This is a genomic window from Flavobacterium filum DSM 17961, from assembly GCF_000425465.1.
Classification (GTDB): domain Bacteria; phylum Bacteroidota; class Bacteroidia; order Flavobacteriales; family Flavobacteriaceae; genus Flavobacterium; species Flavobacterium filum.
This window is the reverse complement of sequence record NZ_AUDM01000012.1, coordinates 39,422-57,297: the sequence shown is the minus strand read 5'-3', so window position 1 is coordinate 57,297 and position 17,876 is coordinate 39,422. Positions and strand designations below refer to the sequence as shown.

The following is a 17,876-nucleotide window of genomic DNA, read 5'->3' as shown; positions in this document are numbered from 1 at the left end:
TGCCTGAATTGTTTATTACCTAAAGTTAAAAAAATTACTATCGTTTTCAAATGCGGTACCAATTACAACCATATCAGCACCCGAGACAAAAGCCTCTTGAATGGCTTGATGCGAACGAATTCCACCCCCAACAATTACAGGAATTGAAATTTCATTTGATACGGCATTAATCATTTCCAAAGGAACGACTAATTGGGCTCCACTACCTCCTTCTAGGTAAATTAATTTATTGCCCAAATATTCTCCGGCTTTGGCTGTTTGACAAACTAGCTCGATATTATTTCTATTAATTGGCTTTGTTTGACTAACCCGTTCTACGGCAGTTTGACTGCCACTTTCAATCAAAAGATATCCGGTTGAAATAACTTCCAAATTTGATTCTTTTAAAATTGGAACGGCATTCACATGATGTTCAATTAAATAATCCGGATTTCTGCCTGAGAGTAAACTCAAAAATAAAATGCCATCAGCATGAAGTGAAATCTGCGAAGGATCTCCGGGAAATAAAATAACAGGTAAGGATAATTTTTCTTTGAGTAAAAGAACTAATTCGTCAATTTTATCTGACTCAACAATGCTTCCACCTACTAAAATATGTGTAGCCGGACTTTCTTTTATTTTCTCAACCAAATCTGAAAATTGATTGATTTCAATTTTATCCGGATCCAATAAAATGGCTAATAATTTTCGGTTTTGGGCTTTTGCCAATAGTATTTCTTTGTATATTTTTTTCATGATTCCAATTCCCAAAGCCAAACCAACGTATATTTTTCAATTTCGGTAAAGTAAACCAAAAATTCTCTTTTTGCCGCATTAAAATCCAATAATGCGGTTGTTTTTTCGTCATTCATTTCAAACGGACGAACAAAAATATGGTCTTTAAAACTGATTCCAATTTCATTACGCACTTTAAAAACTGCCTCTTTGACCCCCCAAATTACCGTTAGTTTACTCACAAATTCTTCTGAATTATGTTGACACTCGTATACAAATTCTTCTTCTGCAAATTTGTACGCAATTTTTTTGACCAAATCTCGGCGAAGCTCTAAATCGATTCCCACATTTTTATCGGATAATACTATCACTGAAAAATCGAACGAATGCGAAATGGAAATATGAGTGCCGTCTTTCAAATGTGGTTTCCCAAATTCGTCATAATACAAATCAAAATCAGTGTAGCCATTATATTGCAAAAGCATCCTTACAGCCAAAAACCCTTTTTGATGACTTTCAGATTTCATTCCTTCCAATCGAGCCAATGAAACATCTTTAAGCGAAACCGACCTAAATAACTCATCAAATGATTCGGAAATTTTCCAAACATAAATAGTCGTTGCATCGTCAACGTTAATTTGCTGATAAAATGGCATTATTGAAATAAGTATATTAAATTGTAATTCAAAACTTTAGTACACTAAACAAATCACAAAAAACAACAAAAGGTTTTTTAATTCCTTCCCTATTCCGTAAATTTGCAAAAATTTTTAGCTAATATAACTATTTTATAAATGAGTACACAAACAATGCCTTATGTTGCGTACAAAGTGAAAGATATTTCACTTGCCGCTTGGGGAAGAAAAGAAATTGAATTGGCCGAAGCTGAAATGCCCGGTTTAATGGCACTTCGTGAAGAATATAAAAACAGTCAACCTTTAAAAGGAGCTCGTATTGCAGGATGTTTGCACATGACGATTCAGACTGCTGTATTAATCGAAACCTTAATTGCTTTAGGAGCAGAAGTTACCTGGAGTTCTTGTAACATTTTCTCAACACAAGACCACGCTGCTGCTGCTATTGCAGCTGCCGGAATTCAAGTGTATGCTTGGAAAGGTTTGAATGAAGTAGATTTTGATTGGTGTATTGAGCAAACTTTATTTTTTGGTGAAGACAGACAGCCTTTGAACATGATTTTAGATGATGGTGGAGATTTAACCAATATGGTTTTTGACCGTTATCCGGAATTGATTGATGGTATCAAAGGTTTATCAGAAGAAACCACTACAGGTGTTCACCGTTTGTACGAAAGAATGAAAAACGGAACGTTACACATGCCAGCTATCAACGTAAATGATTCGGTTACTAAATCGAAATTTGACAATAAATATGGTTGTAAAGAATCGGCTGTAGATGCCGTTCGTCGTGCAACTGATATTATGTTAGCCGGAAAAAGAGTGGTTGTTTGTGGTTATGGTGACGTTGGAAAAGGAACAGCAGCTTCATTCAGAGGTGCCGGTTCTATTGTAACAGTTACTGAAATCGATCCTATTTGTGCTTTACAAGCTGCAATGGACGGATTTGAAGTGAAAAAATTAGACACAGTTATCGGAAATGCTGATATTGTAATCACAACTACAGGTAACAAAGACATTGTGGTAGGAAGACATTTTGAGCAAATGAAAGATAAAACGATCGTTTGTAACATCGGTCACTTTGATAATGAAATTGATATGGCTTGGTTAAACAAAAACCATGGTGGTTCAAAAGTTGAAATCAAACCACAAGTAGATAAATATACTATCAATGGTAGAGATATCATCATTTTGGCTGAAGGTCGTTTGGTAAACTTAGGTTGTGCTACAGGTCACCCAAGTTTTGTAATGAGTAATTCATTTACCAACCAAACCTTAGCTCAAATTGAGTTGTGGAACAACAGTGCGGCTTACAAAAACGAAGTGTATATGTTACCAAAACATTTAGATGAAAAAGTAGCAGCTTTACATTTAGCAAAATTAGGTGTTGAACTAGAAACATTAAATAATGAGCAAGCAGCTTATATTGGTGTAGAAGTTCAAGGACCGTTTAAGCCTGAGTATTATAGATACTAGTATTAAGACTGAAGTATTAAGTATTAAGACTTTTGAAATAAAATTACCCTTGCTGAAAAGCGAGGGTTTTTTTGTGTCAATTAGGAAAAAATTAAAAAACAAAAAACCCATTTCTCTCGAAATAGGTTTTGTATAGTAGAAAAAATTCTAATTAAGCTTCGAATGGGATAACAGATACAAATGATTTGTTTTCTCCTTTTTTCTGGAACTTAACAACTCCGTCAACTTTTGCATGTAAAGTATGATCTTTACCCATGTAAACGTTTTCTCCTGGATTGTGTTTAGAACCTCTTTGTCTTACAATGATATTACCTGCAATTGCAGCTTGACCACCATAAATCTTCACGCCTAAACGTTTCGATTCTGATTCTCTACCATTCTTGGAACTACCGACACCTTTCTTGTGAGCCATGATGTTTAAGTTTTAAATGTTAATTATTCTTCTGTGGTTTCTGCTTTTTTAGCAGCTTTCTTTTTTGGAGCACTTCCTGAAGCATTGATTCCCTCGATAACGATTTGCGTCAATGACTGTCTGTGACCGTTTTTCTTTTTGTAACCTTTTCTTCTTTTCTTTTTGAAAACGATTACTTTATCACCTTTTAAGTGTTGTAACACTTTGGCTTCTACTGAAGCACCTTCTATAGCGGGGGCGCCTATAGTAACTGTTCCGTTTTCGTCTAACAACATTACTTTGTCAAAAGAAACTTTGCTTCCTTCTTCAGATGCTAAACGGTGAACAAATACTTTTTGGTCTTTGCTTACTTTAAATTGTTGCCCTGCTATCTCTACGATTGCGTACATAACAATATGTTTTAATTAATTTTTTGAGTCTGCAAATATACAACTAATTATGAATCATACAACTTATAAAAGAAAATAAATTGTATTTCCAAAAATGATTTCCAATTCCTGTTTTTTTTTACTCAAAACAGTGATAATGTGTAACAAAATTCCGAAATTGCATACCTATTCTAAATCGCAAAATAATTAACTAATTTTTTATGAAAAAATCTTTAATGGCTTTAAGTTCAGTTCTTATGCTAGGAAGTACGGCTTCAGCTCAAAAAGTTGAGTTTGAACATTACACGCTGAATAATGGCATGCATGTGATTTTACACCAAGATAATTCTGCTCCGGTTGTAATCACATCAGTTATGTATCATGTTGGTGCAAAAGATGAAAATCCTGAAAGAACAGGGTTTGCTCACTTTTTTGAACACCTTTTGTTTGAAGGTACAAAAAATATCGGACGTGGTGAATGGTTTAAAATTGTGACCGGAAACGGTGGTACAAACAATGCCAACACTACTGATGATAGAACCTATTATTATGAAATTTTCCCTTCAAACAACTTAGAATTAGGTTTATGGATGGAATCAGAACGCTTACTTCATCCAGTGATTAACCAAATTGGAGTGGATACGCAAAACGAAGTTGTAAAAGAAGAAAAGCGTTTACGTGTAGACAATCAACCGTATGGAAATTTACTTGCAGAAGTAAAGAAAAATATGTTTGTAAAACACCCATATCGTTGGGCAACTATTGGTTCTATGGAACATTTAGATGCTGCAACTCTTGAAGAATTTCAAGCATTTAACAATAAATTTTATGTGCCAAACAATGCTACATTAGTTGTGGCTGGTCAATTTGATCCTGCTCAAGCTAGAGCTTGGATTGATAAATATTTTGGTGTGATTCCTAAAGGTGCACCGGTAACTAGAGAAAAAATTGAAGAAGCTCCAATTACAACCACCATTAGAGCACGTTATGAAGATCCAAATATTCAAATTCCAATGGTAGTTGCCTCTTATAGAACTCCTTCAATGAAAACAAGAGATGCTCGTGTTTTAGACATGATTTCAACTTTACTATCTGATGGAAAATCATCACGTTTATACAAAAAAATGGTTGATGATAAAAAAATGGCTCTTCAAGTAGGTGCATTTAACTTTAGTCAAGAAGATTATGGTTTGTATATTTTGTACGGTTTACCAATGACTGGATTCAAACAAGAAGACATGCTAAAAGAAATTGACGAGGAAATCGTAAAACTTCAAACGGATTTAATTAGCGAAAAAGAATTTCAAAAGTTACAAAATATTTATGAAAATCAATATGTTAACAGTAATGCATCTGTTGAGGGAATTGCCGGTAATTTAGCAACTTTTCACATGTTGTATGGCGATGTAAATTTAATCAATACTGAAATTGAAATTTACCGCTCTATCACCAGAGAAGAAATTAGAGAGGCTGCTAAAAAATTCTTAAATCCAAATCAACGTCTATTATTGGACTACGCTCCAAAATCAGATAAAGCACAAAACTAAGATTATCACATGAAAAAATTAATCCTCATAGCAACCAGCTTGTTTTTATCTATAACTATGCAAGCACAAGATAGACCCCAACCAAAACCGGGACCGGCTCCAAAAATCAATATTGGTAAACCACAAACTTTTGAATTAAAGAACGGTTTAAAAGTATTGGTAGTTGAAAACAATAAATTACCCAGAGTTTCCTATAACTTAACAATTGATAATGCTCCGTATGCAGAAGGTACCAAAAAAGGGGTTGCTGATATGACAAGCAGCATGATTGGTAATGGCACAAAAACCATTTCAAAAGATGCCTTCAACGAAGAAGTTGACTTTTTAGGAGCCAATATTAGTTTTGATGCTAATGGTGCTTTTGCTAGTGGTCTTTCTAAATATTCGACCCGTATTTTGGAATTAATGGCCGATGGTGCCTTAAACCCGGTGTTTACACAAGAAGAATTTGACAAAGAAAAATCTAAACTAATTGAAGGTTTAAAGTCACAAGAGAAAAGCGTTCCAGCTATTGCCGGCAGAGTTCAACGCGTATTAGCATATGGAAAAAATCATCCTAATGGTGAATATTTAAGTGAAGAAACCATTAATAATGTTTCATTAGCAGATGTTAATCAAAACTATGCTACTTATTTCACTCCACAAAATGCTTATTTAGTAATTGTTGGTGATGTAAAATTTGAAAAAGTAAAAGCGGATGTTGAGCGTTTATTCGGTACTTGGAAAAAAGGTATTGCACCTCAAGTAAGCTATTCTGAACCAAAAGATGTTCAATATACGCAAATTAACTTTGTTGATGCACCAAATGCTGTTCAATCAGAAATTGCAGCTGTTCATATCACGAACTTAAAAATGACCGACAAAGATTATTTTGCAGCTTTAGTAGCCAATCAAATCTTGGGAGGTGATTTCAATAGTTATTTGAACATGAATTTAAGAGAAGCTCACGGATGGACATACGGTGCTCGTTCAGGTTTGAGAGGTAGCAAATATGTTTCCAATTTTAGTGCTACTACTCAAGTAAGAAATGCTGTAACGGATAGTGCTGTTGTTGAAATTTTGAAAGAAATCAAACGCATCAGAACTGAAAAAGTTACTGAAGAAACGTTGAAAAACGTGAAAGCCGGATATGTTGGAAAATTTGTTATGGACATTGAAAAACCAACAACAGTGGCTCGTTATGCATTACAAACCAAAACGCAAGGTTTACCGGCTGATTTTTATGAAAATTACATCAAAAACATCAACGCGGTTACAGCAGACGATATCTTAAGAGTAGCCAAAAAATATTTTTTAGCTGATAATTTAAGAATTGTTGTGGTGAGTAAAGGTGCCGATGTATTACCCGGTTTAGAAAAATTAAATATTCCAATCTTTTACTTTGATAAATATGGAAATAAAGTAGAAAAACCGGTTGCTAAAACTGCCTCTGCTGATGTGACTGCTAAATCTGTATTAGAAAAATATCTAGCTGCAATTGGTGGTCAAAAAGCGGTTGCCGATGTAAAAACCATCATGACTAAATCCAGCGGAATAATTCAAGGAACAGCATTAGAATTGACTACCAAAGTGAGTGCCGAAAACAAAATGGCCATTGAAATGAAAGCGATGGGCATGACCATGATGAAACAAGTAGTGAATGCAACCGGAGGCTACATGGTTCAACAAGGGCAACGTAAAGATTTTACTGCTGATGAATTAAAAGATATGAAAGCCTCGGCTTATCCTTTTGAAGAATTAAATCTTTTGAATGATAATTCAATTTCTCTAGGAGGAATAGAAAATGTGAACGGTGCTGATGCTTATAAGGTAAAAAGCGGAAAAACAACTTATTTTTATGATGTAAAATCTGGATTGAAAGTTGCAGAAGCTAAAGAAATGGAACAAATGGGACAAAAAATGACCCAAACAACAAACTATGCCGATTACAAAGAAGTTAAAGGCGTAAAAGTTCCACATAAAACCACTTTAAATATTGGAGTAGAGTTAGAAATGACAACTTCAGAAGTTAAAATTAACGAAGGAGTTTCAGAAGAAGATTTTAAATAATTTACACTAATTTATAGAACGAAAAGACCGTTTCTTAATTTTTTAAACGGTCTTTTCATTTAAATACACTTCTACATTAATTAAAAAAAATCTAAATTTTTGTATATCTAACACCACCTAACTGAGATAAATTAATTACTATCAATTCTGATTCATTTAAAATTTTAATTTTACCAATTACTGATGAATTGTGTTTTAATATGCTATCTTCAGTAACAATAAATGTACCTTCTTCAAAAGGTTCATTTAAATAAGTTGAAGAAAATGTTGTTGAGGAATATGTTATAGTAATACCATTTGGTATTGGATAGTACCCTCCTAGATCAGGATTATCAGGATTAACTACATCATCATAATATCCAGTATTTTCCCAAGTTCCACTTAATTTTAATTGTAATGTATTAATTCCATCATAATTATCTGAGCAACTTATTTGGATACTAAAAATTAAAAAAAACATCAATCTTTTCATAAAATTTATTTTTATTGTACAATTATTACTTTTTGTAAAAAACCACCTTCATTTGTATAAATATTAACAACATAATTATTACCGCTTACTAAATTTAAATTTTCAATTGTAAATTCATTCTTGTCAAAAACATTTCTATAAATTTGATTTCCGAAATAATCAAAAATTGATATTAAATTATCAATTTTATCTAGTTTATCATTAAAAAACAAAGGTTCATTTATATCTCTATAATTACAAGGAGAAATATTATCTGATTTATTAATTAAGATATTAATTTTATTTTCTTGAACTGGGTTTGGCACTATAACTGCCTGAAAATCATCCTTAAAACAAGGGTTGTTTTTTGAGTCACCTACATCAACATAATTCTCACTTATTAAATTTTTTTCACCAGATTGTGTTATTTCATAACAAGAAATCAGATAACTATTTGTTATGTTACCCCAATTAATAATGGCTTGGTTTGTTTGACTTGAATACTCATAGGTATTTACAGATTGATTTCCTATAAAGTAAGGTTTTACCAAATTAGAATTTAAATTTTCTATTGTTGTATTTTCTTTAATTTCCCATAAATATGATATTGTTGGGTCGTCTTCATCAATATCCTCATAATCAACCGGTGCTATTAAACCCATATTTTCATAATCCTTACTCACCCAATCATATACTCCAATTAATCTAAAACCCCAAAAAGAGCATCTTACTCTTTTAGATTTAGAAATAGTACCATTTATCAAAACATTCATAATTGCAGGACCATTTGAATTTATTCTTTTTATTGTAACGTTTGAATTATTCGAAGAACCAATAATTTGTAAATTATTTGTAACACTCCAATTATATGATGGGGAATTAAAATTAGTACCTGTCAAAAAATATTCTTTCACATTTCCTAAACACAATCTACTACTACCGTTTATTTTCGCACAATTATAAGAACGTATACTTTGAAGATATGGATTTTGAACTAAAGCATTTTTCATTCTATTCGCTTGACCAATTGTAAAATGATCTTTAGCATTTAAATAGTAAGACATAATATTAGTTTTGTCAGGATTATATAAATTTATATTCCATGGTATATACTGCTGGGGTGTTAAATATCTATCAGCAGGTGTATCAGCAACTTCATCTCCTGCAGTCGAACCATTTGAACCATTAGGGTTTTCTGCACATGAAAGTGTGAAAAAAGGTGGAGGATTGAGATAATATGAACATTGATGCGTATGCTTAAGATCTAAACAATGAGCTATTTCATGTGCTAATACATTATCTTGAGAAATTAATCCACTTTTTTTTATTAAAACTCTCGGAGGACTAATAGCATTCCCTAAAAAAGCTATTCCAGCATATGTATAATTACTAACACAAATAATATTGATTGCATTTGGAATATGTCCAATATTTACAGAACCAGTATTATTGTTTAAATCTGAACTATTAATATAATCATGAGAGATTAATTCATTAATGTAAATATTGTGTGGATTAAAAATTAAATTTAAGTTAGATAAAATAATTGGAATATTACTTACATTATAGCCATTAGTTCCATCATTATTTCTGACAATTCTAAAAACTACATTTATGCAAAATCTCTGATTTTGAAGTGATAAAATTGTTGAAGGAATTCTTTCAAAACTATGATTATCCTCAAAAGATTCATAACCACATTGTTGTGCATTAACCAAATTAAAACAAACAAACAAACAAACAAAGAAACAAAATTTATTTTTCATAAAATATCAATTATACCTAAAAGCAATATTAAGTTAAAATTTTTACAAAATCTATTGTTATGATTAAAAAATTTGTATAAATTACTTTATTTTATACTAGATAAATTCACGCCAATGAATATAATTACCGCTCCTATTAATTGAACAAACGTCAGTCCTTCATTATCTAATAATCCCCAAAAAAAGGCTACTACCGGAATAAGATACGTAACGGATGAAGCAAAAACAGGTGATGAAATCTGTATTAATCGGTAAAATAAAATATTGGCTAAAGCAGTTCCCACCACTCCTAATATAGCGATATAAATAATCACATCTTGTGTTTGTTTTACTTGAACAGCCTCAAAAAATCCAGAGAAATACATCACTATTAAAGCTGGAATTAACATGACCACAAAATTTCCGGTGGTAATACTAAGCGGACTCAAATCTGACAAATATCGTTTAATGAAATTGACATTCAAAGCATAGCAAATAGAAGCTAAAATCAACAAAATAGCATAGGCATAATTTTGGTCAGGATGCGTGGCTGCACCATTTAAAATCAGCAATGAACTTCCTACTAAACCGAAAAAAACTCCAAAAATTTGCCGGCGTTGGAAATCTACTTTAAACAATAATATTCCCAACAAAAGAGTATTCAATGGTGTGAGGGAATTAAGTATGGCACTAATTGTGCTGCTTATTTGCGTTTGTGCATAGGAAAACAAAAAAACCGGAACAAACGTACCAAAACAGGCCGTTAAGGCTAAGTATTTCCAATGCCTAAGCTGAATATGTTTAATACTGTTAAACCCAATTATCAATAAAAAAAGAGCCGCAAAAACAATGCGAAGAGAGCCCAATTGAAATGGATTTAACCCTAGTAATCCACGTTTAATTAAGATAAATGAACTACCCCAAACTAAGGCTAGGATGGCTAAATAAACGAATCGGAGGTTTTTGTTTTCCATGTATCAATTTTCAAGTCACAAAACTCCGTTAATTTTGGCAAATAATCAGCGAAAAAAATGTTATTTTTGTAATGTCTTTTAAATTAAATTAAGTATGAAAATTTCTCATCTCCTTTCTGTTATAACATTATCAGCTGTAATAATGGTCAGCTGCAAAAATGAAGCAAAAGAAAACACAGAAACCACTTCGGTTACGACCGAAAAAACACAAGATCAACCGGCTCAATTGGCTACTGCATCTTTTACAGTGGAAGGCATGCACTGCGAAGTTGGTTGTGCGGGGCATTTAGAAAAAAAATTAGCGAAATTAGACGGTGTTCAAAAAGCAGAAATTGATTTTGAAGCGAAAAAAGCAACCGTAGAATACGATGCGAACAAAATCACACCTGAAATTTTAGTTCAAACCGTTGAAGGAGCTGCCGACGGAAAAACATATAAAGTAAGTGATGTAAAATCATAATAAAAAAGAGTTCTTAGGAACTCTTTTTTATTTCTTCCAACTCATTGTCTCCAATAACGTTTTCATATCATCTTTGATATAACTTGCTGCCGGCATGATAGAATCAAAATTAGGTTTAGTATAAAAATAAACCGAACCGGTCACAAAATGATTGATAGAATCGGTGGCGTAAAATTGTGTATTAGTAGCGGCATTTCCTCCTACTTGATAAAACATGCCATATACTTTATTTTGAGTATTGATGAACGGCGTTTCAACAATTTCATCCGCTTTGATAACATGTTCATAGGTAAGTTTTTGGGCATCTTTTAATAAATCATTGATGTTATTGTTCACTTTTCGATACGTCAAATAAACCGTAGCTTTCATTTTAGGATATTGAATCGTGATATCGCATTTTTCATTTACTTTTAAATTAGCATCAATATTGTAATCAAATTGATAGGCACACGGACTATCAAATCGCTCGTATTGGGCTAGTTGATAATCCAATCGAAGTAAGGCGTTTGGCTTGGGTAAAAGTTCTTCCTTGCAACTCCACAACAATAAAAAGGATATGCTCAAACATACTAACTTGACTATTTTATTCATCTACCACTACTTTTATTTGTTTTACTCTTTTTTTATCAACCGATTCAATTATAAAAGTACAATTGTCAAAACCAATTTTTTGTCCTTTACGAGGAAAAGTGCCGAGAATTTCTAAAATAAATCCGGCTAATGTTTCGGCTTCTCCTTTTTTGCTCTCAAACCAATCTTCGTTCACATCCACAATTCTGTAAAAATCTTTCAAATTGATTTTGCCTTCAAACAAAAAAGTTCGTTCATCAATTTGTGAATAATTGATGTTTTCATCATCAAATTCATCACTAATATCACCCACAATTTCTTCAATAATATCTTCCAAAGTAATCACTCCGGAAGTTCCTCCATATTCATCTACCACAATCGCAAGGTGATTTTTCATGCCTTGAAAATCTTTCAAAAGATTATCCAATTTTTTATTTTCCGGCACAAAAAACGGTTCTCTTAACAAGGTTGTCCAATTAAAATCTGTTTTATCTATGTGCGGTAATAAATCCTTAACGAATAAAACGCCTTCTATCTGGTCAATATTGTCTCGGTAAACCGGAATTCTCGAATAACCTTTGTCTAAAATCTTCGTTAAAACATCTTTGAATGATTCTTCTATTTCCAAAGCAAACACATCTATTCTCGGACTCATAACTTGGCTGGTATCTGTATTCCCAAAAGAAACAATGCCTTCTAAAATCTTTTGTTCTTCCTGCGAAGTATCTTCATTTGACGTTAATTCTAATGCTTGTGAAAGTTGATTAACAGAAATATTACTTTTTTGTTTCGCTAACTTATTTTCCAAAAAGAGTGTTATCGCCCTCATAGGCATATTTAAAGGCACTAAAAGCGTATTCAAAACTTCTATCGGAAATGAAATAAAAATTGAAAACGTAACATTGTTTCGATTCGCATATACTTTTGGCAAAACTTCACCAAAAAAGAGAATCAAAAAAGTTACTACTCCAACTTCAACGGTAAACCGCAACCATTCATATTGAATTTGATTAAATAAATCATCCTTAATAAAGGAGAAGATAATGACGATACCAATGTTAATAAAATTATTCGCAATTAAAATCGTTGCCAATAATTTTTTTGGTTTTTCTAACAGTGAAATTATACGATTTCCTGCAGTTGTGTTTTTATCTACAGCATCATCTATATCTTTTTGCGAAAGTGAAAACAATGCCACCTCAGCACCGGAAATCAATGCTGACAATACAAGCAAAAATAATATGCCCAAAATGCCGGGCAATAATCCAGTAGTATAATCGGAAAAAAAACTCGAGGGGTCTGAGTCCAAATGAAAGGGTTTTAATTAAACTTCTATTTAATGATCGTCGTGGCTATTATGTGGGTCAAAATTAGAATTTTTTATTGAATCAGGAACATTCCCAACTGTATGTTTATTGTATTCTGATTCTTTTTTAGTGGTCAAAAACGTAAATTCAGTAACTTGAATTTCGGTGGTATATTTTGTTTGACCGTCTTCTGCTTGCCATTGTCTGGATTTAATTCTGCCTTCAACATAAATTTTATCACCTTTGGACAAATATTTTTCACAAATTTCGGCGGCTTTGTTTCGTACAACCAAATTGTGCCATTCGGTTGACGTAATTTTTTCATTAGTCGATTTGTTGATGTAAACTTCATTCGTAGCTAATGGAAATCGACCGATACAATTTCCTCCTTCAAAATAATGCATTTTTACGTCGTCACCCAAGTGACCAATCAACATAACTTTATTCAATGTGGCATTCATATAATTTTATTGTTTTTGGATTAAATCAAAGTTACAAATTAATTACAACATTAGAAATACTTTTCAATAAAATTGTAAACAACAATAGGAAATGGTCTTTTTTTAATTTCTTCCCATGAAAGGGCTGCTGTATTTTTACCTCCCGTTTTTATCCACCAAAATTTGATAAATAACTTTTGATGCGAAAGAAGATGAATAATACTTTCCTCATTCATTTCAATAATTTCTAAAATAGAATGTTCGACTACTGATTCTTTTTCAATAAGATTGGAAAGCTCTTTTAAATCCATTTCACCTTCCGTTTCTATCAATGGAAATTCATACAAATTATGCCAAATCCCTTTTTGTGTTCGTTTTTGAATTTCGATGTATTGATGTTCATCTTCTACGATTAAATAATTAAAGTAACGATTCGTTTGTTTTGTTTTTTTCAACTTTACCGGAAGCTCATTCACTTTTTTATATTGTAAAGCTGCACAACTATCTTTTAAAACACAAACCATACAATCCGGATTTTTAGGAACACATTGCAAAGCTCCAAATTCCATAATGGCTTGATTATACTGTGATGGATGTTGGCGACTCATCTCTTCATTTGCCAATGCTGTAAATTCAGTTTTCCCTTTCGGGGAAGAAATATCTGTTGCAATTCCGTAGTATCGAGAAAGTACTCGAAACACATTTCCATCTAAAACAGCAACCGGCTCTTCATAACAAAATGAAGCAATAGCTGCAGCAGTATAACTTCCAACACCTTTTAATTGTAGCAATTCTTTGTATGTTTTTGGAAATTCTCCATTGTATTGAATAGCAATCGTTTTTGCGGTTTGATGTAAATTTCTGGCTCTTGAATAATAGCCTAATCCTTGCCAAAGCTTTAAAATCTCTTCTTCGGAGGCTTCTGCTAAGTCAAAAACCGTTGGAAAAGTGTTCAAAAACGATTCAAAATAAGGTAATCCTTGAGCTACTCTAGTTTGTTGAAGTATAATTTCAGATAGCCAAACCGGATAAGGATGAGTTGTATTTCGCCAAGGTAAATCTCTTTTGTTTTCTAAATACCATGCAATAAGCTTTTTAGAAAAATCCATAGTTTTTAATTAGGTTAACAAAAGTATATCTTTATGTGATTAAATTTTAATCAATTATGCTTGAATATTTGTTTTTTTAATTTGTATATTTGCACTCTCAAAAATTTACACATAAAAATTAAAACGAAACAAAATGACGAAAGCAGATATCGTAGCGAAGATTTCAGAAAAATTAGGACTTGAAAAAGGAGATGTTCAAGCAACAGTTGAATCTTTTATGGAGGAGGTAAAAAACTCTCTTGAAACAGGAGACAATGTTTATTTAAGAGGTTTTGGAAGTTTTATCATCAAAACTAGAGCTGAAAAAACAGGAAGAAACATTTCTAAAAACACTACAATCAAAATTCCTGCACACAACATCCCTGCATTCAAACCGGCTAAGGTTTTTGTAGAAGGTGTAAAAACAAACACTGAAGTTACAGTATAAATTATTATTAATAGCAAAAAGATCACACTATGCCAAGTGGAAAAAAGAGAAAAAGACATAAGGTAGCGACGCACAAACGTAAAAAAAGAGCGAGAGCTAACCGTCACAAAAAGAAAAAGTAGTTCTAAACTACTTTTTTCTTTTACAACAAGTTCTTTGAAATGAAACAGTAAAAAACAATAACTGTTTCACCGGGTACAAAAACTACCTGTTTAAAATATTGTTTAATCCATCTGTACAATTCTGTTTTTTAAGGTGGTAATTGGTAAACGGTAATTGGTAAAAGGTAAATTGGAGTTAAATTAATTGTGTTTAGCAATTCTTTTTTCACTAATCACCCCAAACCATAACCCATAACCCATAACCCATCACCAAACTAAAAGGTATAGATAAAAATTTACACCGTGAATAAAGAATTGATCATTAGGTCAGGTTCCGATGCTGTAGATTTTGCCATATTAAAAGATGGAAAACTAATAGAATTACACAAAGAAGAAGAAAGCAAAAACGGTTTTCAAGTAGGCGATATTTTTATTGCTAAAATCAGAAAACCGGTACCGGGTCTTAATGCAGCTTTTGTGCATTTAGGTTTTGAAAAAGATGCCTTTTTACATTACCACGACCTAGGTCCGAATCTACCTTCTTTGTTAAAATTCACTAAACTTGTAAGCACAGGTAAACTAAAAGATTTCTCCCTTAAAAACTTTCAGTTTGAAAAAGAGATTGACAAAGACGGAACCATTACCGATGTTTTAAGTGCTAATCAATCCGTTTTGGTGCAAATCGTAAAAGAACCGATTTCAACAAAAGGACCACGTATTAGTTCTGAACTTTCCTTAGCGGGAAGATACATTGTATTAGTTCCTTTTTCTGATAGAGTTTCTGTTTCTCAAAAAATAGATTCCAAAGAAGAAAAAGACCGTTTAAAAAAACTTGTCCAATCCATCAAACCTAAAGGTTTTGGTGTTATTGTTCGTACAGTAGCACAAGGCAAAAAAATAGCCGAACTCGACCAAGACATGCAGCAGTTATTAAACAAATGGACTGCCATGTGTAAAAAATTACCGACAGCTCATCATCCTTCAAAAGTATTAAGTGAAGTAAACAGAACCTCTTCTATTTTAAGAGACATTTTCAACGATACTTTCACTGGAATTTACATTGATGATGAAGAGTTGTTTGAGCAAACAAAAGATGCTATTGAAGAAATAGACACTTCAAAAGCTAACATCGTGAAGCTATATCAATCAAAAGAATTACCGATTTTTGAAAAGTACCACATTGAGCGTCAAATCAAAACCTCTTTCGGAAAAACAGTTTCCATGAGTAAAGGTGCCTATTTGATAATTGAACATACCGAAGCTCTTCACGTTATTGATGTGAATAGTGGAAATCGCTCTAATAAAGCTCAAAACCAGGAAGAAACCGCCTTAGAAGTAAATATGATTGCCGCTGCAGAAGTAGCCAGACAGTTGCGTTTACGAGATATGGGTGGAATAATTGTAGTTGATTTTATTGACATGCAAAATCCTGAAAACAGAAAAGTACTTTTTGATTTTCTTCGTGAAGAAATGAGCGATGATAAAGCAAAACACAAAATCTTACCGCCAAGTAAATTCGGATTAATCCAAATCACTAGACAACGCGTAAGACCGGAAGTCAACATTAAAACCCGAGAAGAAGATCCTAATAACGGTACCGGAGAAATAGATGCTCCTATCCAAGTGATTGATAAAATTTCTCTTGATGTTGAACGACTAAAAGACCACAAAAAATTAGTGCTCAACGCACATCCTTTTGTGGCAGCATACCTAACCAAAGGTTTTCCATCATTACGTTCAAAATGGTTTTTTGAACATAAAAAGTGGGTGAAAATCATACCTCGTGATGCTTACACGTTTTTACAATACCAATTTTATGATAAAGACGGTAATGTAATAAAAGAATAAAACTGAACGTCTGCCATTTATTTGGTGGACGTTTTTTTTTGGATAAATTTCACAGAATTTTGGTTTTTGACACAGATTTCACGGATTTACACTAATTTTGAAACTTACTTTTACTTCTTTTGATGAGATTTCAATTACTAATTATTCTTTTTTGTTGGATTACTTTCCAAAATACAACATCAGCTCAATCGGGCTGCACAGATACTTTGGCTAAAAATTATGATTCAAATGCAATTGAAAACGATGGAAGTTGTATTTACAAAAAACTAAAAATAAAAGAATTTACTTCTATTATTTTATCTGACACATTGAATGAAACTTCGGGTTTAGTGGAATGGGATGATCATTTTTATACGCATAACGATGATACTGATTTGCATCTTTATCAATTGGATAAAAAAGGTTCAGTCACACAAAAAATAAAGTTAAATGGCATTAAAAACAAAGACTGGGAGGAAATTACACAAGACAAAACCCATTTTTATTTAGGTGATTTTGGCAATAACTCAAAAGGAAACCGAACCGATTTAACCATCTATAAAATAGCAAAAGATTCATTATTTGATAATCCAAATATTGAAATAATCACTTTTTCGTATCCTGAACAAACTGATTTTTCTAAACAAAAAAGCAATACAACCAACTTTGATTGTGAGGCATTTATTGCAACCGAAAACGAATTGTTTTTGTTTACTAAGCAGTGGACTAAAAATCAAACAGCAGTTTATCGTTTACCTAAAGAACCCGGAAATTATCAAGCGGAATACCTCACTACATTACAAGTTAATGGATTGATAACCGGAGCTAATTATTTAGCATCCAAAAACCTAATCTCACTTTGTGGCTATTCCAAAAAATTGAATCCATTTCTTTTCCTTATTTCAGATTGGAAAAACACAAATTTCGATAAAGCTAATAAACGAAAAATAAAGCTCTCACTTCCTTTTCATCAAATTGAAGCTATCAGTACTACAAATGGGACTGATTATTTCATAACCAATGAACGATTTTCAAGAAAAGTAATAGGAACGGTTGAACAACAGTTGCATTTATTTACTTTAGAAAATATAAAAGAGGATGCTGAAATGTAAAATGTACTAACTTCAATAATCTGGTTTTGTAGAATTTGATTTACAAATAACAAGATTTTGCGTATTAATTTGTATTTGTATTTGAAAAATCAATTACTTTTGTAATCAAATACCACACATAGCCAACAAACAACATAACTACCTGTTTTTCA

The 17,876-nt window shown here is 32.3% G+C and carries 18 protein-coding genes; 7 read left to right on the top strand and 11 right to left on the bottom strand.

Features of this window, described 5'->3' with window-relative positions; all coding sequences use genetic code 11:
• Positions 1 to 15: 15 nt before the first annotated feature.
• Both H601_RS0108650 and H601_RS0108645 read right to left on the bottom strand, forming a co-directional pair.
• Positions 16 to 735 carry a phosphoglycerol geranylgeranyltransferase gene (locus H601_RS0108650; RefSeq protein WP_026711144.1) on the bottom strand — a complete coding sequence of 240 codons (720 nt, stop codon included), beginning with the start codon at positions 733 to 735 and terminating at the stop codon, positions 16 to 18.
• Positions 732 to 1,370, bottom strand: a complete 639-nt coding sequence (locus H601_RS0108645; RefSeq protein ID WP_026711143.1) for a 4'-phosphopantetheinyl transferase family protein — start codon at positions 1,368 to 1,370, stop codon at positions 732 to 734. Before H601_RS0108645 ends, H601_RS0108650 begins: the two co-directional genes overlap by 4 nt.
• Positions 1,371 to 1,508: 138 nt before the next feature.
• On the opposite strand from H601_RS0108645, the gene ahcY reads away from it, so the two are divergent.
• On the top strand, positions 1,509 to 2,825 hold the full coding sequence (ahcY, locus tag H601_RS0108640) for an adenosylhomocysteinase (RefSeq protein WP_026711142.1): 1,317 nt from the start codon (positions 1,509 to 1,511) through the stop codon (positions 2,823 to 2,825).
• A gap of 151 nt (positions 2,826 to 2,976) precedes the next feature.
• On the opposite strand, the gene rpmA is transcribed toward ahcY, so the two are convergent.
• Together rpmA and rplU are read right to left on the bottom strand one after the other, a co-directional pair.
• On the bottom strand, positions 2,977 to 3,237 hold the full coding sequence (gene rpmA / locus H601_RS0108635) for a 50S ribosomal protein L27 (protein ID WP_026711141.1): 261 nt from the start codon (positions 3,235 to 3,237) through the stop codon (positions 2,977 to 2,979).
• Between the two features lie 23 nt (positions 3,238 to 3,260).
• Entirely contained in the window at positions 3,261 to 3,626 is a 366-nt protein-coding gene (rplU, locus tag H601_RS0108630) for a 50S ribosomal protein L21 (protein WP_026711140.1), read from the bottom strand.
• A 200-nt stretch (positions 3,627 to 3,826) separates the two neighbouring features.
• On the opposite strand from rplU, the gene H601_RS0108625 reads away from it, so the two are divergent.
• On the top strand, positions 3,827 to 5,152 hold the full coding sequence (locus H601_RS0108625) for a M16 family metallopeptidase (RefSeq protein ID WP_026711139.1): 1,326 nt from the start codon (positions 3,827 to 3,829) through the stop codon (positions 5,150 to 5,152).
• 9 nt (positions 5,153 to 5,161) lie between these two features.
• Entirely contained in the window at positions 5,162 to 7,201 is a 2,040-nt protein-coding gene (locus H601_RS0108620) for an insulinase family protein (protein ID WP_026711138.1), read from the top strand.
• Between the two features lie 91 nt (positions 7,202 to 7,292).
• On the opposite strand, the gene H601_RS0108615 is transcribed toward H601_RS0108620, so the two are convergent.
• From H601_RS0108615 to H601_RS0108605, 3 genes are all read right to left on the bottom strand, one after another.
• A complete protein-coding gene (locus H601_RS0108615; RefSeq protein ID WP_026711137.1) occupies positions 7,293 to 7,673 on the bottom strand; it encodes a hypothetical protein in 381 nt (126 codons plus the stop codon).
• Between the two features lie 11 nt (positions 7,674 to 7,684).
• Complete coding sequence (locus H601_RS0108610; RefSeq protein ID WP_026711136.1) at positions 7,685 to 9,418, bottom strand: M43 family zinc metalloprotease; 1,734 nt, start codon at positions 9,416 to 9,418, stop codon at positions 7,685 to 7,687.
• An 86-nt stretch (positions 9,419 to 9,504) separates the two neighbouring features.
• Positions 9,505 to 10,371, bottom strand: a complete 867-nt coding sequence (locus H601_RS0108605) for a DMT family transporter (protein ID WP_026711135.1) — start codon at positions 10,369 to 10,371, stop codon at positions 9,505 to 9,507.
• A 94-nt stretch (positions 10,372 to 10,465) separates the two neighbouring features.
• On the opposite strand from H601_RS0108605, the gene H601_RS0108600 reads away from it, so the two are divergent.
• Positions 10,466 to 10,831, top strand: coding sequence for a heavy-metal-associated domain-containing protein (locus H601_RS0108600; protein WP_026711134.1), 366 nt, complete (start codon positions 10,466 to 10,468; stop codon positions 10,829 to 10,831).
• Between the two features lie 27 nt (positions 10,832 to 10,858).
• Here H601_RS0108600 and gldD read toward each other — a convergent pair whose 3' ends face one another.
• From gldD to mutY, 4 genes are read right to left on the bottom strand one after another with little or no spacing between them, the layout of a single operon-like run.
• Complete coding sequence (gldD, locus tag H601_RS0108595; protein WP_026711133.1) at positions 10,859 to 11,422, bottom strand: gliding motility lipoprotein GldD; 564 nt, start codon at positions 11,420 to 11,422, stop codon at positions 10,859 to 10,861.
• Positions 11,415 to 12,710, bottom strand: a complete 1,296-nt coding sequence (locus H601_RS0108590; RefSeq protein WP_026711132.1) for a gliding motility-associated protein GldE — start codon at positions 12,708 to 12,710, stop codon at positions 11,415 to 11,417. The genes gldD and H601_RS0108590 overlap by 8 nt, the downstream gene beginning before the upstream one ends.
• Before the next feature lie 27 nt (positions 12,711 to 12,737).
• Positions 12,738 to 13,169, bottom strand: coding sequence for a single-stranded DNA-binding protein (locus H601_RS0108585; protein ID WP_026711131.1), 432 nt, complete (start codon positions 13,167 to 13,169; stop codon positions 12,738 to 12,740).
• A gap of 50 nt (positions 13,170 to 13,219) precedes the next feature.
• On the bottom strand, positions 13,220 to 14,257 hold the full coding sequence (mutY, locus tag H601_RS0108580) for an A/G-specific adenine glycosylase (RefSeq protein ID WP_026711130.1): 1,038 nt from the start codon (positions 14,255 to 14,257) through the stop codon (positions 13,220 to 13,222).
• Positions 14,258 to 14,390: 133 nt separating this feature from the next.
• Between mutY and H601_RS0108575 the strand changes: the two genes are divergently transcribed.
• The 3 genes from H601_RS0108575 to H601_RS0108565 all read left to right on the top strand — a co-directional run bounded on the left by H601_RS0108575 (position 14,391) and on the right by H601_RS0108565 (position 17,724).
• Entirely contained in the window at positions 14,391 to 14,684 is a 294-nt protein-coding gene (locus tag H601_RS0108575; protein WP_026711129.1) for an HU family DNA-binding protein, read from the top strand.
• A 404-nt stretch (positions 14,685 to 15,088) separates the two neighbouring features.
• On the top strand, positions 15,089 to 16,633 hold the full coding sequence (locus H601_RS0108570; protein WP_026711128.1) for an Rne/Rng family ribonuclease: 1,545 nt from the start codon (positions 15,089 to 15,091) through the stop codon (positions 16,631 to 16,633).
• Positions 16,634 to 16,755: 122 nt separating this feature from the next.
• Positions 16,756 to 17,724: a hypothetical protein gene (locus H601_RS0108565; protein ID WP_035655760.1), complete on the top strand. Its 969-nt coding sequence runs from the start codon at positions 16,756 to 16,758 to the stop codon at positions 17,722 to 17,724.
• The last annotated feature ends 152 nt before the right edge of the window (positions 17,725 to 17,876 follow it).

Coding starts and splice junctions, on each gene's coding strand:
- H601_RS0108650 (WP_026711144.1), bottom strand. CDS start 735: ATGAAAAAAATATACAAAGAAATACTATTGGCAAAAGCCCAAAACCGA.
- H601_RS0108645 (WP_026711143.1), bottom strand. CDS start 1,370: ATGCCATTTTATCAGCAAATTAACGTTGACGATGCAACGACTATTTAT.
- ahcY (WP_026711142.1), top strand. CDS start 1,509: ATGAGTACACAAACAATGCCTTATGTTGCGTACAAAGTGAAAGATATT.
- rpmA (WP_026711141.1), bottom strand. CDS start 3,237: ATGGCTCACAAGAAAGGTGTCGGTAGTTCCAAGAATGGTAGAGAATCA.
- rplU (WP_026711140.1), bottom strand. CDS start 3,626: ATGTACGCAATCGTAGAGATAGCAGGGCAACAATTTAAAGTAAGCAAA.
- H601_RS0108625 (WP_026711139.1), top strand. CDS start 3,827: ATGAAAAAATCTTTAATGGCTTTAAGTTCAGTTCTTATGCTAGGAAGT.
- H601_RS0108620 (WP_026711138.1), top strand. CDS start 5,162: ATGAAAAAATTAATCCTCATAGCAACCAGCTTGTTTTTATCTATAACT.
- H601_RS0108615 (WP_026711137.1), bottom strand. CDS start 7,673: ATGAAAAGATTGATGTTTTTTTTAATTTTTAGTATCCAAATAAGTTGC.
- H601_RS0108610 (WP_026711136.1), bottom strand. CDS start 9,418: ATGAAAAATAAATTTTGTTTCTTTGTTTGTTTGTTTGTTTGTTTTAAT.
- H601_RS0108605 (WP_026711135.1), bottom strand. CDS start 10,371: ATGGAAAACAAAAACCTCCGATTCGTTTATTTAGCCATCCTAGCCTTA.
- H601_RS0108600 (WP_026711134.1), top strand. CDS start 10,466: ATGAAAATTTCTCATCTCCTTTCTGTTATAACATTATCAGCTGTAATA.
- gldD (WP_026711133.1), bottom strand. CDS start 11,422: ATGAATAAAATAGTCAAGTTAGTATGTTTGAGCATATCCTTTTTATTG.
- H601_RS0108585 (WP_026711131.1), bottom strand. CDS start 13,169: ATGAATGCCACATTGAATAAAGTTATGTTGATTGGTCACTTGGGTGAC.
- mutY (WP_026711130.1), bottom strand. CDS start 14,257: ATGGATTTTTCTAAAAAGCTTATTGCATGGTATTTAGAAAACAAAAGA.
- H601_RS0108575 (WP_026711129.1), top strand. CDS start 14,391: ATGACGAAAGCAGATATCGTAGCGAAGATTTCAGAAAAATTAGGACTT.
- H601_RS0108565 (WP_035655760.1), top strand. CDS start 16,756: ATGAGATTTCAATTACTAATTATTCTTTTTTGTTGGATTACTTTCCAA.